The sequence below is a fragment of the Fibrobacter sp. genome (genome assembly GCA_024398965.1).
Classification (GTDB): Bacteria; Fibrobacterota; Fibrobacteria; order Fibrobacterales; family Fibrobacteraceae; genus Fibrobacter.
Genome location: JAKSIF010000049.1, coordinates 1 through 16,034, shown reverse-complemented (window position 1 = coordinate 16,034; position 16,034 = coordinate 1). Strand labels below are relative to the sequence as shown.

The 16,034-nt window shown below is 48.9% G+C and carries 15 protein-coding genes and 1 tRNA gene; 9 read left to right on the top strand and 7 right to left on the bottom strand.

Features of this window, described 5'->3' with window-relative positions; genetic code table 11:
* Positions 1 to 1,041, top strand: a 1,041-nt coding sequence (locus tag MJZ26_12805) for a GGDEF domain-containing protein (GenBank protein MCQ2106660.1), incomplete at its 5' end; no start/stop codon positions are given.
* A 3-nt stretch (positions 1,042 to 1,044) separates the two neighbouring features.
* Positions 1,045 to 1,899 carry an NAD(+) diphosphatase gene (gene nudC, locus MJZ26_12800; GenBank protein MCQ2106659.1) on the top strand — a complete coding sequence of 285 codons (855 nt, stop codon included), beginning with the start codon at positions 1,045 to 1,047 and terminating at the stop codon, positions 1,897 to 1,899.
* Here the strand turns inward: nudC and sfsA are convergent.
* Positions 1,896 to 2,660: a DNA/RNA nuclease SfsA gene (sfsA, locus tag MJZ26_12795; protein ID MCQ2106658.1), complete on the bottom strand. Its 765-nt coding sequence runs from the start codon at positions 2,658 to 2,660 to the stop codon at positions 1,896 to 1,898. The two genes, nudC and sfsA, sit on opposite strands and share 4 nt — an antisense overlap.
* Before the next feature lie 2 nt (positions 2,661 to 2,662).
* The gene (locus MJZ26_12790; protein ID MCQ2106657.1) at positions 2,663 to 3,193 is read right to left on the bottom strand and encodes a hypothetical protein; all 531 of its coding nucleotides are present in this window, start codon (positions 3,191 to 3,193) and stop codon (positions 2,663 to 2,665) included.
* Positions 3,194 to 3,251: 58 nt separating this feature from the next.
* On the opposite strand from MJZ26_12790, the gene MJZ26_12785 reads away from it, so the two are divergent.
* Positions 3,252 to 3,324, top strand: a tRNA-Gly gene (locus MJZ26_12785).
* Positions 3,325 to 3,650: 326 nt separating this feature from the next.
* Here MJZ26_12785 and MJZ26_12780 read toward each other — a convergent pair.
* The 5 genes from MJZ26_12780 to MJZ26_12760 all read right to left on the bottom strand — a co-directional run bounded on the left by MJZ26_12780 (position 3,651) and on the right by MJZ26_12760 (position 8,822).
* Positions 3,651 to 4,574, bottom strand: a complete 924-nt coding sequence (locus MJZ26_12780) for an HAD hydrolase-like protein (protein MCQ2106656.1) — start codon at positions 4,572 to 4,574, stop codon at positions 3,651 to 3,653.
* Between the two features lie 46 nt (positions 4,575 to 4,620).
* Complete coding sequence (locus tag MJZ26_12775) at positions 4,621 to 5,886, bottom strand: hypothetical protein (protein ID MCQ2106655.1); 1,266 nt, start codon at positions 5,884 to 5,886, stop codon at positions 4,621 to 4,623.
* Between the two features lie 142 nt (positions 5,887 to 6,028).
* Positions 6,029 to 6,673 (bottom strand): hypothetical protein, encoded by a 645-nt coding sequence (locus MJZ26_12770; protein ID MCQ2106654.1) that lies wholly within the window; start codon positions 6,671 to 6,673, stop codon positions 6,029 to 6,031.
* A 7-nt stretch (positions 6,674 to 6,680) separates the two neighbouring features.
* On the bottom strand, positions 6,681 to 7,592 hold the full coding sequence (locus MJZ26_12765) for an aspartoacylase (protein MCQ2106653.1): 912 nt from the start codon (positions 7,590 to 7,592) through the stop codon (positions 6,681 to 6,683).
* Positions 7,593 to 7,610: 18 nt separating this feature from the next.
* Positions 7,611 to 8,822: a sensor histidine kinase gene (locus tag MJZ26_12760; GenBank protein MCQ2106652.1), complete on the bottom strand. Its 1,212-nt coding sequence runs from the start codon at positions 8,820 to 8,822 to the stop codon at positions 7,611 to 7,613.
* A 201-nt stretch (positions 8,823 to 9,023) separates the two neighbouring features.
* On the opposite strand from MJZ26_12760, the gene MJZ26_12755 reads away from it, so the two are divergent.
* From MJZ26_12755 to MJZ26_12730, 6 genes are all read left to right on the top strand, one after another.
* The gene (locus MJZ26_12755; GenBank protein ID MCQ2106651.1) at positions 9,024 to 9,875 is read left to right on the top strand and encodes an RNA polymerase sigma factor RpoD/SigA; all 852 of its coding nucleotides are present in this window, start codon (positions 9,024 to 9,026) and stop codon (positions 9,873 to 9,875) included.
* A gap of 172 nt (positions 9,876 to 10,047) precedes the next feature.
* Positions 10,048 to 11,811: a S41 family peptidase gene (locus MJZ26_12750; GenBank protein ID MCQ2106650.1), complete on the top strand. Its 1,764-nt coding sequence runs from the start codon at positions 10,048 to 10,050 to the stop codon at positions 11,809 to 11,811.
* A 21-nt stretch (positions 11,812 to 11,832) separates the two neighbouring features.
* Complete coding sequence (locus tag MJZ26_12745; GenBank protein ID MCQ2106649.1) at positions 11,833 to 12,606, top strand: ABC transporter permease; 774 nt, start codon at positions 11,833 to 11,835, stop codon at positions 12,604 to 12,606.
* Between the two features lie 19 nt (positions 12,607 to 12,625).
* Positions 12,626 to 12,949 (top strand): DUF721 domain-containing protein, encoded by a 324-nt coding sequence (locus tag MJZ26_12740; protein MCQ2106648.1) that lies wholly within the window; start codon positions 12,626 to 12,628, stop codon positions 12,947 to 12,949.
* Positions 12,950 to 12,996: 47 nt separating this feature from the next.
* Entirely contained in the window at positions 12,997 to 14,937 is a 1,941-nt protein-coding gene (gene gyrB, locus MJZ26_12735; protein MCQ2106647.1) for a DNA topoisomerase (ATP-hydrolyzing) subunit B, read from the top strand.
* Between the two features lie 2 nt (positions 14,938 to 14,939).
* Positions 14,940 to 15,944 (top strand): polyprenyl synthetase family protein, encoded by a 1,005-nt coding sequence (locus MJZ26_12730; protein ID MCQ2106646.1) that lies wholly within the window; start codon positions 14,940 to 14,942, stop codon positions 15,942 to 15,944.
* The last annotated feature ends 90 nt before the right edge of the window (positions 15,945 to 16,034 follow it).

Here is a 16,034-nt window from a genome sequence, read left to right as displayed (position 1 = left end):
GGTTCTTTTGAAAACGTCCTTTTCTGGGGCGTTCTCTTCTTTTGCTTTTTGGCAGCCATAGCCTCCACCATCTTTACGGCGATCGAAGGATTAGGTGGACTGGCAATTGCCTACACGGCTCTGATTTCCCTATACTTCGTGATATTAGGCATAGTAGCGTTTGCAACCGGCAAGAATCAAGCATGCTACACAGCCATGTGTTTTGCCATCAACACGTTTATCGTGCCTCCCATGTTCTTTATCTGCGGAGCCTTTGACAGCGGCATGCCTTTCTATTGTCTAACGGCAATACTCGTCACTTCGCTGATCAACAATTTCAAGACCCGAACCGCCATGCTGATTTATTCAGTCATCCTGAACGTAGGCATTTTCTTTTACGACTGGTTTCACCCCGAAATATCTCCCACATTGGAACCTCTTGATGGGCTTGTGGATCAGACGGTTTCATTCGTCTTCATGGCAATTCTCATATTCACCATCATATCCTATTTGCTGAAAACCTACAGCCGCGAACGAAAAGAAAAAGACGAAGTCATTGCGAAGCTGGATTTTCTTTCGTCCCACGACCCCCTCACAGGCCTTTACAACCGACGCAGTTTCATTGAAGTCATAAAAAACAAGGTGCTTGTAAGCCCTGCCGGCTATTACCTTCTTATGTTCGACGTAGACTTCTTCAAGCGCATTAACGACAACTTCAGCCATCTTTTCGGAGATCAGGTTTTGGCATCCATAGGAAATCTTGCTCAGAGCACCTGCATTGAGGAAGGAGAAATGGCAGTACGTTATGGCGGAGAAGAATTCATTCTGCTGCTTCGTGCAGAAAACTACAGCAAGGCTATTGTCAGGGCGGAACAATTCCGTATCAATGTATCCGCCTTGCATTTTGAAGAACAGCCTAATGTGCATGTCAATATCAGTGGCGGTTTCGTAGATTGCTACAATCCGGAATTCACCAACTACGACAAGATACTCACCATTGCAGACAAGCGCCTTTACACGGCAAAGAATAACGGACGCAACCAGATTGTGGGAAAGAAATAAAATATGATTCACGAAATTGCCCCCCACGTTTTAGACAACCAGTTTAAGATTCAGGATCCTAGGCAGGACGACTACTGTTCGATTTATAACGGAGCAAAGACTTTACTCAAAAAAGCTGGCGAAGGCTATGCACTTCCCACGATTGCAGAAGTTCTTTCTATCCAGGGAAAGGGTATGCAGGAATTCGAGGGACATTACCTTTTAAACATTGATGACAAAGCCTTCTTCCTGCAACACGTCATTGAAGACTTTACCGCCCCCGAAGGTTACGAATTCGTAGGCAATCGCGCTTTCCGCCCCATGCCTCCCCTAGAACGTCTTGGCGGAGCCACTGCAGCACACCTTGCACATTGGGAAAGCCTGAACAAGTTTTGCGGCAAATGCGGAGGCGTCACCATCCGAGGAGACAAGGAACGATCCATCATCTGCCCCAAGTGCGGCAACACCGTTTACCCTCGAATTTCACCTGTGGTTATCGTTGCGGTCCGCAATGGCGACAAGCTGCTGATGGCTCACAACATCGATAATCCCAACCCGCGACTGTTCCTGATTTCTGGCTTCGTGGAAATCGGCGAAAGCCTGGAGCAGGCTGCACACCGCGAAGTGATGGAAGAAGCCGGCGTCAAGATTAAGAACCTGAAATACTTCGGAAGTCAGCCCTGGCCATTCAGCGATTCGTTAATCGCCGGCTGGACCGCAGAACTGGACGGAGACGAAACCATCCACCGCCAGGAAGCAGAACTGTCCGAAGCCAAATGGGTGAAGCGAGAAGATATTCCCGAATACGAAACCGACGTCAGCATCAGCTGCTGTCTCATTGAAAATTTCCGCAGAGGCTTTACCCTGCCGCAGGATTAAAGTTCCAAGGATACGGGAGCATCGGCAATTAAGGTATCCGGCGTCACCTTACAATCATAAACGAAAATATGAACGCCCGCATCTTGGGCGTTTTTTAATGCAGTTCCAAATTCTGGGTGCGTTGCCACATTGGGAGAAAACTTGTGGCAGCCCTTCATCTGTATTAAAAACAGTATACCGCATTCGTATTCCGTTCCATCATCTGCGGCACGTTTCTCACGCAGAATATCCGCCAGTTCTGTCAGGTGTTTAACGCCACGTTCCGTAGGTGCATCGGGGAATTTCGCATGACCGTCAAATTCCAGAGTACAGCCCTTCACCTCGATGAACATTTTGTGAAGTTTTTCGCGAGCGGCCTTAGTGCGGCCTGCACCCTTGTACTCTACGTAAAAGTCAAAACGGGAATTACCGAAGGTGTATTCCGGTTTTAGAAAGGTAATCTCCGGAAACAATTCCTGATGGGAACGAATCCATTCGCCGGCAACCTTATTGGGCGCCTGACTGTCCATGTTGATTAGAATTGTCTTGACCGCAGATGAAATCGTCACGACTTTTTCCACAGCGATCAAGTCGTAAGGAGTCTTGCGGGCGGGATTGCTGGATTTTTCCAGGTAGACGGTACATCCAGGAACAAGAAGTTCCTTACAACGCCCTGTATTCTTTACATGAACCACCGTATCAACGCCATCGATTTCCACATGGGCAATGAAGCGGTTTGGGCGAGACAGGAACTTGCCTTGAACAATATTTTCGTACCGCATGATTACTTGGCCGGAGTTGTCGTCGTATCGGCAGCTGAAGATGAGCTTGCCACAGGCTCGGGTTTATTCGCCAGCATCACATAAAGAGTGTCATGAATCCTGATGGTATCACGAACAAAAACCGTATCGGGCTTGCAAACTGCGGCAACGGCAACCACATCTGAAGAAGACATCGTTTGGGAAGAGGATGACTGGGCCTCTGCAACGGAAGAAACGGCAGCCTTTAAACTATCCGCAGCTTGTTGTTCCTTTACGATGGCCACCAACGAATCGCGAACCACGTTCAAGCTATCAAGTTCCTTCTTATAGCGTTCCTTATTTACAGGACGACGTTCGCGAGAATACTTGCCCTCCGCCTTGCTGATTTTTTCATCAAGATTATGGATTTGATCGCAGACGGTTCCTTCGCAATCGATAGACTCTCCAGGATTGAAGAAATCCTTGAACTTCTGCCACATAGATTTTTCAGCAAAGGCTGTTCCGGCTAAGAAAAACATTTCCACCAAAATCAAGACAAACTTTCGCAAATTCATAACTTTTTCCCGTAACCTTATGACATAATGATAGAAAATTACTACATTATGAAAACACGCGGAAGTAGCTCAGTTGGTAGAGCGCGACCTTCCCAAGGTCGATGTCGAGGGTTCGAGACCCTTTTTCCGCTCTTAAAATAAGAGGTCCACATTCGTGGGCCTCTTATTTTATAAACAGAATTGGTCGAGAACCCGAGAAGAGGGTTCGACAAAAATCGTTTCGTGGGCGAAGCCCGTGGAAAGGATTTTTGAGCTTGCGGCGTTAGCCGTGAGCCCGTAGGGCGAGGAGCTAGCCGAGCGTAGCTCGGGAGACTAGCGACGAGCAAACCCTTTTTCCGCTTCGCCGTCAGCAGCTGCGGCTCACAAATAGAAATACATAAATGTATTTCTGCATGATTCACCTTGCATGCTTTTCCGTTCTGAAACGAAAGACCCGCCGCATGGTGGGTCTTTTGTTTTACGGCACCAAGTACCAATCCGGTCGAATCCCTAAAAAGGATTCATCCTCTGCCAATTCAGCAGCAGGCTGGTTACGGCCTACAATCAACGCGCAATCAAAGCCAGCCACTCGCGCACCAAGGACATCCGTGCCCAAGGTGTCGCCAACCATCAAGACGCGGGGCTCACGCCCACCAAACAGCGACGCAGGCAGAGATTCGCGAACCTTCTTCCAAATCGCAGGAAACGGTTTTCCCAAATAATAGGTAGCGCAACCTTCCCCATTATTCGCATCGCACTTGGAATCGAGGCGAAGACGTTCACTCAGCGCGCCCGAAACAGGTTCACGGCTTCCGTCAATTTTTGGGGCCCAGGCATCGGAATTCAGCACCAGAAGAATTGCTCCCGGACGACGCAAAATTTCCACCGCGCGAGCGTATGTTTCAGGAGTATCCTTGGCAGAAGAAATAGCCACTATAGGCTCTTCGGGATAAGCGTCAGGCGCCACAGCCGTAATGCCACAGCCGGCGAGAACGTTCTTACCGGTTTCGCGACCGATGTAATAAACTTCACGAAGCTTGAGGGCAGGAACTTTCTGAGAATCACCGGTGCGAAGACCTGCGACAAGATCCTTCAGCAAACTTCCCGAAGAAACAGTTTCTTCTTCAGAAAAATCAAAGCCGCGTTTTCCTGCATCACGTGCAAGCACTTGATCTACATCCGATGCTGCGTTGGTTATCAGGCGCAACTGTTTGCCAGCCTTTCGCAGAGTTGCAAACATCTCGCGGGCCCCTGGATAAACAAAGTCCCCGCGATTATACAGCGTTCCATATCCATCAAAGCAGAAGGCATCATACTTGTTCAGCAAATCTTCGAAGCAAACTGCTTTGGGCTCCTTCAAGCCTGCTTCGACAACAAAACCATCGCTATTCAGGATATCCAAATAACGCCTGTATATACTTCTTTCAAACAATTCCATAAATTAAACGCTAACGGCGTTGAACACCAAAAACCTGCGTGGCATAGCCTGCATTGGAATCGTTGTGGAAAACAGTTCGGCCATCATAAGTAACCTGAACCATATAGCTTGCTATATAGGCCCCAATACCGACATGACGGCGGCGGCCATCCATTAGATTCCATCGCAGGAACATCCTTGCTGCACCATTATTAAAGCGGGCATCGTCACCACGAACATCCGCAGATGTTCCCACCACAAATGAGCCCAGGTTTGTATAGATTCTAAGGCTATACTTAATTCTCAACTTAGAGGGGTCGAACGCAGTCTTGCTAGAAAGCCCCAATGCAGAACGGACAGAACGTTCAAATTCCTGCCCCATCACATCGATAGCAATCCCCCATGCATTTTCATTCGGAAAGTCGCCTCCCTCCTCTTCAAAAAGCAAGTTGAAAATAGGCAGGTTGTCGTCAGGATCCTGGACATCTACGACCATGGAACTGGAATAGACCTCAATAGGATAGAACCCCTTAACCACCAAGAAGGAAGAATCGCTAACTGCGTTTTTCAATGAATCCGCGATACAATTCTGGAGAACCCTCACAGAATCCTTCGGGGCAACACGGTCTCCCGTCGCCGACAGGTCATCAAAAATCACGTATGCAGAAGAGGCTCCAAAATTCCATTCCACCTTGGACGGCGGTAAAACACGTACTGTAGAATCCCTGGAACTCTTGTAGTCCATGAATACATCACAGCTGGCTGTAACACTTTCAGAAAAATGGATTGTCAATGTATCTGCGGATTTTCCCCGATAGGATCGCATGTCAGCAAAAATCGCCACAGGCGCCATCTTGTCCTTCAAGGCAACCTTATACATCGTTCCGTCGGCAAGATAGATTCGCATGTTTCCAAGGGAACCCCAGGAATGCAACGCTGACCGCAATGCAGTTAGCCGCATAAACTGCAACTGGACGTTTTCAAGATTCACATGAACCAAGCGATTACTGGTGGAATCCTTTTCTAGATCTCTTCCTGCAAAGACCTTATGGACCAAGGCTCCCGAGGAATCTGCCCAATCAAAGGTCAGACTGTCAACCATCTGATCCAGGTATTCCCGGCTTACTGCACCAAGGAACTTCACTATAATCAGGTCCAGACGTCCATCGCCGTCGCGGTCGTACAAGAAGTTTTCATGACTGGAAGGAGGAATGGGGCTCTGGATAAAGCCAGCAAAGGCGTTGCCTGCAAGCAGCACCATGGCGAGAATTATGTTTTTCCAAAGTCTATTCATCATAATGGATCCTATCGCTTCGCTCCAGGATGACGTGAGTTGTTCGATCTCCAGGATGACGTGAGTTGTACGATTTCCAGGATGACGTGGGTTGTACGATCTCCAGGATGACGTGGGTTGTACGATCTCCAGGATGATTCGTGGGTTATGCGTCGCTCTTTAAAATTCCGTAGTCACGACCTTCCACAGGAATCACCAGCTGGAGTCGGGAAAGCACGTCGATATGCTTGTCAAATTCAGCCTTGAAGTCTTCGCCCAGCACTTCTTCGTCGTCATGGGCAAGGTTATAGGCGATATAGCTTCCGTCAGGGAAAATGGAAATGCAGCAATCCCAAGTAATGTCGCCTTCCTGTTCTTCCTCGTCGTCATCGCGGTCCTTGCTTTCAAGCATCAGCATAGGGCGAGGAGCAGGAATAGCCTCGGCATGGCCATTTTCAAAAATGAAGTAGTTACGGCTTACCAGCTCATGTTCCAAGGCCATGGTACTGGGAGTACGTTCAAACTCGTTACGGAGACGGCGGATATTTCCAAGGTCGTCTTCGTAAGGATCCTGGAAGTCCTGAGGCAGCACAATCTGATAGTAGTCAAACTTCTTGCCACTTTCCGCATAGGTATCAAGCCATTCCTGGGGAGGTTCCGGACGGATAGTCAAGAAATCTTCAAAGGCGTCAAGAATATCAAACAATCTGGAATCCCAGTTCTCGCCCTTCTGCTTCTGGACAAGTTCCAGAAAATTTTTCAGGCGTTCTTCGCCGTTCACTTCTTGCAGTTCTTCATTTTCTTCAGTCATAGGGTTCCTACCATTCCTCAACAGTCTTTACGGTAAGACTCATGGCGATGTCTTTTTCGTAGTAAGCCGGTTCGTTGATAAAAATCGGGTACACGGATTCCGGGTCACCAGGTTCTCGTTTAAACAAAATATCTTTTCCATCAAAGGTTCGGAACAGGCCGTCCCCTTCCTTCAATTCACAATAGTCTCTTCCAAAGATATCGGGATGGATCATGGCCTGAATCGGGCCGCCGCCTTGAGGCTTAGGATACCCAAGGTCACGATGCTGGGTATAAACTTCCACCTGGATAGGCGGGCGTTTCTGCAGCTCGCCGGCATTCCATTCCTCTACAAGCTCCAGATAGCGTTTTACCAATCGCTCCGATTCCTCAAAAATAACCGGATTCAAGGTTCCGTGATGCTGGGGACCGATTTCAATACAGATATCAGCTTTAGCCACTGTTCCAAAATAAGGCGAAGCGGAACGTTCTTCCGGCTGGTAGTAAATCCAGGCGTTCTTGAATTCTTGAGTCAATACGGCAGAAGCCCTCATGCAGAAAGGATCCCTGGCCGAAAGAATCAGGCAGTAACCCATATTGGAGCCGGTATTATGAACATCCAGCAGCAAGTCTGTTTTTGTATTAGGGCCCTTTGGACCATATAGCGAGTTCAGTTCCTTGGCTCGGCGGAATTCGTACTGCTGAGGAACAACACCGACGTCTAGGCAAGTCTGAGAAAAGGCTCGGTTCAAATCGTGATCTCTATAACGTCGATTCAACCGCATTGCCTCAGGATTCGACAAGACCAAGTCAATTTTAGCGCTCTTGCACAAATTGCTATAACATTCCGGATTATCCATCCATTTCTGAACAAGACGGACACCAGTACGTTCGTTTCCGTGAGTGCCTCCGGCAACGACAATGTTATTGATAAGACTCATGACCTACATTATAGAAAACTATTTGAGAGTCAATTTCAATTGGCAAATATAAGTTTCGTTTTCAACCTTTGTTTCGTAGGTATAACGGCCTTCGTACATCAAATCAAGACGTTTTTTAAACGTGGCCAATCCAAGCCCACTTGAAGAACGTTGCGACTTTCGAGGAAAGTTGCTGTTCTCCGCCCTAAAACAAAGTTCATCACCCGTTTGATTAATCTCTATATGGGCAAAGCTTTTTCCGTTAGGATTAACGCAGTGCTTCATGGAATTTTCCATCAAGGGCATCATAATCAAGGGTTCTATCTGCCTGTTGGGATTTTCCAGGTTCACCTTGAACGAAAAATCAAAGTTTTCATCCATCCTGAGTTTTTCAAGATCTGCATACTTTTCCAGAATGTCCACATCTTCCTTTAGCTGTACAAAATTATCCCCCGTCTGGTAAAGCATCACTCGCAAAAGCCCGGAAAGTTTTGTCATGGAACTTTCTGCAAGCTTGGGGTCAAAGGAAATCAGTGATGATATGTTGTTCAACGTATTGAACAGGAAGTGAGGACTCAACTGCTGCTTTAGAAAATCAAGTTCATTCTGCAAGGCAGAACGACGTTTTTCACGCAAGATAAAGGATTTGATAATTTGTCTGGAAAATACACTGATCATGATGCAAATAAGGCAAATCATGACAACAAAGATAAAGAACGTTACAAGCATCCAGATAAAGTGATCACGCCCTTGGGCAAAGGCAAAATCACTAACAAAGTAAGCAATACCCTGACCTGGTTCACGAACAACAAGAAAGCCGACCAGTTCCTTGGAAACAAAGGCTATAGACAAAAGAAGCGTATTCGCGCCAAGGTACTTCCAGTATTTTTTTCTAAAGAAGAACCGAGGTACAAGCAATCGCTGATTGGCAACGAACACTAAGAGCGTTGCAAACAAAGGAACATAAAATCCGGTGATATTGCGAATGTTCACAGGAGTTCCCATGTGTTCCGCCGGATCCAAAATCATCATGAGGGGGAAAAAAATGATAAAGATCCAAGTAAGGATTCCGACCAGAATTCCCGGCGCAGGGAATCGTCCGGAATCATCGCCGTCATCGCCAAGGATTTCTATCAGCTCCCTTTCACTTCTTTCAAATCGAGCCTCTTGCAGAGAAGAAAGCCTAACTTTCTGCTTTTGAAAGAACTTTTTCAGGAAATTGTCATGATGTTCTGATTGATTTTGGTCCATTTAGCCCTCAATAATGCCTAAAAATAGGCAATATTCACAAAAAACGTCATTCTACATGACAAAATTATGACAAAAAGGCGAAAAACTTAGACAAAATTCACAAATAACTTTTGCAAAGGCTAGGGCAATCAATGACACTCGAAAATGGGAATTGAGGTACATTTGTAATCGTTAAAACAATTGTTCCTTAGGAGGGAAGACATGAACAAAAATAACAACACTCGTGCAGAAAGAGACGTATACTTTCAGTACCTGAACGACATTTCTAAGTATCCGCTTCTTACCAAGGAACAAGAAAAGGTTCTCCTGAACAAGGTTCGCGAGGGCAACCGCGCCGCCATGGACATGTTGGTCAATTCCAACCTCCGCTTTGTGGTGAACATCGCAAACATGTACAAGGGACAGGGTCTCGAAATCAACGAATTGGTAAACGAAGGCAATATGGGCCTCATTGAAGCAGCTCGTCGTTTCGACCCGAACCAGAAAATCAAGTTTATCAGCTATGCCGTTTGGTGGGTTCGCCAGAACATCACCCGTGCCATTGCAGAACGCGGCCGTATGGTTCGTATCAGCGCAGAAAAGGAACTGGTACTTCGCCGCTTCAGCAAAGACGGCGGCAAGCTCCGTCAGGTTATTGGCGGCGGACTGACCGTTGACCCTTCCAGTCTCGAAGGCCTTACCAAGTACAAGGCTCACGATATCGAAAAGATTCTGATGATGGGCAGCAAGTCCACCTCCCTGGACACCCCGGTTGGTGAAGATGGCGACATGACTCTGGGCGAAACCATCGCAGCAGAAAACCGCACTGAAAGCCTCGCCGAAAGCAACAACCGCAAGGACGTTTACAACAAAGTAATGAAAGACAACCTTTCCCAACAGGAACAGATGATTGTCGAACTTTACTACGGCTTTAAGATGGATTCCGACCTTAACCTTAAGGAAATCGCCCCCATGGTAGGACTTTCCAAGGAACGCGTCCGTCAGCTTAAGGAAAACGCCCTGGCAAAGCTCAGAAACGACCAGGTTGAACGTCTTCTGACTGATGCCGCCTAGGGTTCTAGCCTAAAAACAAATTTGCAAGCTCTTTTCTCTCTCTCATAGAATTAAAAACCGGCCTTAAACGGCCGGTTTTTTCCGTTTTTACTCCATCTTGAAAGGTTTGAAATTGTATTTTTTAGCCATGAAATTCAATATGCCGAACTTTCGCAATCTTTTTGTAGCTTCCATGTCTGCACTCTGTGTTGCCAACGCAGCAGCCGACAAGCAGACTCCTCCTGGCGACTTCTACGACGAAGTCTCCCGCTTGAACAAGGTTCTTTCCGAAGTCAACCGTAAGTACGTCGAAGACGTGAATCCTACGGAACTGACGGACGCCGCCCTGAACGGCATCCGCAATATCCTTGACCCCCACACCACCGTGTTTAGCCCCAAGGATTACGAAAGCCTTAAGGTTTCCATGGAAGGTAAGTTTGGCGGCGTCGGCATTACCATTAGCCTTCGCGACAACGTTCTGACCGTAATTTCCCCGCTTTCCGGCACTCCGGCATTCCGCCTGGGCATTCGTGCAGGCGATAAGATCCGTAAGATTGACGGCAAGGACACCAAGGGCCTTTCCCTCGATGACGCAGTGAACAAGCTCCGCGGCAAGATCGGCACCGACGTGACCGTATCTATCCAGCGCGAAGGCGTTCCCGACCTGATGGACTTTACCATTACCCGTGCAGAAATCGTGGTTCACGCGGTTCCCTACTACGGCATGGTTTCCAAGGACATTGGCTACATCAAGCTCGCCACCTTTAGCGACAAGACCTTGAGCGACGTGGAAAACGCCATCAAGAGCCTGCAGAAGCAGGGCATGAAGAAGATTATCCTGGACATGCGCTACAATCCGGGTGGCCTTCTGAACCAGGCTATTGAAATCAGCGAACTGTTCCTGAAGCAGGGCAATATCATTGTAAGCACCCGCGGCCGCACCCAGAAGACTGAAAGTCGCGCCCGCAAGGACGGCGTAGTCAAGCAGGACATTCCCATGGTAGTCCTGGTGAACCAGGGTTCCGCAAGTGCTGCAGAAATTGTTTCCGGCGCACTGCAGGACTGGGACCGCGCCCTCATTATCGGCAAGACCTCCTTCGGTAAGGGTTCCGTACAGACAATCTTCCCGCTGGACAACCAGGGTAACGCCCTCAAGCTCACCACAGCCTTCTACTACCTGCCCTTCGGCCGCTGCATCAACAAGCCCGAAAACGGCATCAAGGGGCTTAAGCTCCAAGAAGAAGAGGAAGCTGAGGATTCCGAAAACGCAAAGGCTGATTCCGTCAAGCAGGATACCGTGGTCCGCGATACCTTCTACACCAACAACGGCCGTATGGTCTTTGGCGGTGGTGGCATCACCCCCGACGTTGACGTAGAACTCTCCCCCATGCCTTGGGTTGTTCAGGTCCAGGAACGCATGGCCATGTACTTCAAGTTTGCAGTCAAGGTCCGCCCGGATCTTGAAAAGAACGGTGTCAAGGTCGACCCCAGCTGGGAAGTCCCCGACTCCCTGTTCACCCAGTTCAAGGACTTCTGCATGAAGGACACCAACTTCATGAAGATCAAGAGCAATGCTTTGGTTGGCGTGGATCAGCTCGAGAAGAGCATCATCCACGAACAGAACTACATGGGCGACTCCTCCAAGACCGTCAGCGATTCCGTTCTCGCCGCACGCATTGCCGAAATGCGCGGGGCATTGGAAAACAACAGGAACGCCCAGTTCGAAAGCAATAAGGATTACATCAAGGACGGTATCAAGCGCGAACTTCTTACCGCCTTCATCAATGATTCCGTAAGTACCGCTTTCACCTTGAAGCGCGACGAACAGCTAAACGAAGCAATCAAGTACCTTAGTGACATGAACCTTTACAACAAGGCCATTGCTCCTGCCAACAAGCAGCCCGCAAAGCCTGCCGAAAAGAAGGCTGAAGTAAAGGAATCTAAAAAGAAAAAGTAAGGTGCCCCTTTGATTAGAACGATGAACAACATTGCAGAGAGTCTGGGTAGATTTATCCGGAAGTTCCTGCATACTGTCGTCAATTACGTTTTGTTCGTGTGGGAACTATTCAAGAGCATTCCCGGTGCCTTCAAGAACCTGCACACAACCGTAGAACAGATGCAACATGTAGGCGTCACCAGTATTCCCGTGGTGGTGGCAGCCTCCCTTGCAACAGGCGCCATTATGTCCTGGCAGCTGGCATATCAGTTTGCCGACATGATTCCTCTGATGTTCGTGGGCATGGCCGTGGGCAAGTCAGTGATGGTTGAGTTGTGCCCCATCCTTACCGCAATGGTTCTGGCCGGACGTATCGGCGCCTCCATGTGTTCTGAACTAGGCACCATGGCTGTTACAGAGCAGCTGGACGCCTACAAGGTACTGGGTCTTAGCCCCTACAAGTTCCTGCTGGCCCCCCGTCTGATTGCAACCGTAATCATGCTGCCCACCCTTACTGTCATCAGTATTTTCATCGGCATTCTCGGTGGCTATGCCGTAGCCCATCTCTATAAGGACGTATCCTTCTCCGTATTCTTCTACGGTGTACGCATGTTCTATGAGAACTGGGACCTCGCTGTGGGCTTGATCAAGGCCTTTGTATACGGCTACTTCATCGCTAGCTATGCCTGCTTCTTTGGTTTTACTACCACCAGTGGCGCCGAAGGCGTGGGCAAGTCCACCAAGGCTACCGTTGTGGCTGGCATGACAAGCATCTTGATCGGCGGATTCGTTCTTTCCAAGTTGCTGCTCCTCTAAAACAATCAGATTTTTGTCTATGGCGGACTTTGAAAATAAAAAGCGCAGCAAGGGCGTTAGCAACGGTCCGACGGACATAAGCATTCTTCTGAAAATGGTCCTGGACAAGAATAAAATTGACCAGGACATGACATTTACCACTATAAAAAACGGCTTTGAACAGGTGGTGGGAAACCTGATTTTACCCCATGTGGAACCCATCAAAATCGAGAAGAATATTTTGGTGCTAAAGGCAGCCAATTCCGCATGGCGTCAGGAATTATTCCTGCAAAAAAAAGCTATTATTGACAAGTGTAATTCTTTGCATGGAAAGCCCGTCGTACGCGACATTCGCTTTATCTAAGCATCATAAAATTTGGGCGTCCCAAAGCGCCTTGAAGTAAGGTAAACATGGCTGAAGAAATTGAAGAAGTGAAGAAGGAATCCGAAGATTATAGCGGTTCCAGCATTACCGTTTTGGAAGGTCTGGAAGCAGTCCGCGTCCGTCCGGCAATGTACATCGGCTCTACCGACATCCGCGGTTTACACCACCTGGTATGGGAAGTGGTGGACAACTCCGTGGACGAAGCCTTGGCTGGATTCTGCACTCATATCGAAATTGCGATTCTTCCGGGAAACGGCATTCGCGTTACCGATAACGGTCGTGGCATTCCCACGGATATCCATCCTAAGGAAAAGGTTGGTACAATCGAAGTTGTGATGACCAAGCTTCACGCAGGTGGCAAGTTCGACAGCAATTCCTACAAGGTGTCCGCAGGCCTTCATGGTGTGGGCGTCAGCTGCGTTAACGCCCTTTCCAAGAAACACATTGTAACCGTCCGTCGCGGTGGCAAGATTGTCACCCAGGAATTCAGCAAGGGCGTTCCCTGCGGTCCCCAGAGAGATATCGGAACCTGCGATATCAACGACACTGGTACCACCATCGAATTCTATCCCGACGATACCATCTTTAGCGAAACCGTCTACGTTTACGACACTCTGGCAACCCGCTTCCGTGAACTGGCCTTCTTGATGAGCGGTCTTCGCCTGACCCTCACCGACGAACGTACCGAAGAAAAACCGTCTGAAACATTCTGCTATCCGGGTGGCGTTTCCGAGTTCGTACGATATGTAGACGAACACCGCACCCCGTTGTTCAACGATCCCATCCACCTGGTGCTCCCCGATGGTCAGTACCCGCTGGAAGTGGCCATGTGGTATAACGACGGCTATCAGGAAAACTTCTTCAGTTTCGTTAACAACGTGAACACCTACGACGGTGGTACCCACGTGACCGGCTTCAAGACCGCACTGACCCGCGTTATCAGCAAGTTCGCTCAGGACATGCCCAAGGGCAAGAAGGACATCCAGATTACCGCTGACGATATCCGTGAAGGTCTTACCGCTGTTATCGCCATCAAGGTTTCTCAGCCCCAGTTCGAAGGCCAGACCAAGCGTAAGCTGGGCAACTCCGAAATTGCAAGCTACGTGGCTTCCGCATTCGGCGCAAAGCTGGACGAATACTTCCAGGAAAATCCGTCTGCAGTCAAGGTCATTCTCGACAAGGTTTATTTTGCAGCACAGGCTCGCGAAGCTGCACACAAGGCTCGCTCCCTCGCCCGCCGTAAGAACGTTCTTGAAAGCGGTGGCCTTCCGGGCAAGCTGGCAGACTGCTCCAGCCGCGATCCGAAGGAATGCGAAATGTTCATCGTGGAAGGTGATTCCGCTGGCGGTTCTGCAAAGCAGGGACGCAAGCGTGAATTCCAGGCAATCCTCCCCCTCCGCGGTAAGATTCTTAACGTTGAAAAGGCAAGCCTCCACCGCGTGCTGGACACCGAAGAAATCCAGAACCTGGTAAACGCTATCGGCTGCGGACTTGGAACCGAATGCAAGATGGACAAGCTCCGTTACCACAAGATCGTCATCATGACCGATGCCGATGTGGACGGATCCCATATCCAGACTCTTTTGCTCACCTTCTTCTTCCGCTATATGCGTCCCCTCATCGACGAAGGACACGTGTTCATCGCCATGCCTCCTCTGTACAAGCTGAAGGTCGGCCTCAAGGAACAGTACCTCTTCGACGAAAAGGAAAAGGACGAGGCAATGGCCAAGCTGGAAGACAAGAAGAACGTCACCATCACCCGATTCAAAGGTCTTGGTGAAATGTCTGCCGAACAGCTTTTCGAAACCACCATGGATCCGGAAAAGCGATTCCTCAAGCAGTGCTATGTGGAAGACGCTGTTCTTGCAGACCAGATCTTCAGCATGCTCATGGGCGAAGACGTGGAACCTCGCCGTAAGTTCATCGAAAACAACGCCTACAAGGTTCTTGACGAACTGGACGTTTAATTATGATTCCTAGCAAGGCTGATTTTCAAACCGTCCTAGGACAAGCTAGAGAACTTGTCCAGGACAACCTGCAACTTACCGAAGAGGTAATCCTCAACGTTGCAAAGAACGCTCCTGCAGGTATTGCAGAGCGCCTGGAGTCCTTATTCCAGCGCAAGGGAAAGCGTATTCGTTCAACCCTTCTTTGCCTTATCGCACAAAGCGGAAACTCAAAGCCCGACGCCGACCGCGTAGCACACGCCTGCGCCGGCGTTGAACTGTTGCACCTGGCCAGCCTTGTTCATGACGACATCATTGACGGCACAGACATTAGACGTGGCCAGAAAACCGCCCATAAAGAATGGGGAACACAGATTGCAGTTCTTATTGGAGACTACGTTCTTTCTCAGGCAATGCGTTGTGTAATCAACGAAGAATCCAGAGATATTCCGGTAGCCCTGTCCAACGCCGCAGACGAGTTGATCAGCGGAGAAATCCTCGAACTGGACCACTCCGGCGACATGAGCCTTTCCTTCGAAATGTACGACAAGATCATCGATGGAAAGACCGCAGCCCTCATCAATGCGGCAGCGCGCATTGGCGGTATCCTCGCGGGCTTTGACAAGAACGTCGCGGAACAGTGCGCCCAGATGGGAAGCCACTTCGGCATCGCCTTCCAAATTGTAGACGACCTGCTGGACTATGGTTTTGGCAGCAAGAATCTCGACAAGGCAAAGTTTACGGATCTATCCAACGGGCTGATTACATTGCCGCTGCTGTACTACTTTGATGGATGCACTGCGGACGAACGCTCCGAAATGGAAGATTTGATCAAGCACGCAGCCGAAGCAGACGTTCCCGAAAAGATCCTAGCAAGGCTAAATGCAAAGGATGTTTTTAAGAAGGCAAAGGCCTGCGCCCAAGACCACCTGGAAAAGGCTCTTGAAATAGCTCAGGAACTTCCGAACAGCAATTTCACAGACGAAATCATCGCCATGATCAGTTCCATGAGCGATCGTGGGAACTAAGTTTCTTTTTTGAAAACAGAAAAGTCTCGGTCATCTGATGTGAACCCCGAAAGTTGGACACAACTTTCGGGGTTTTCATGTATAAAGAAT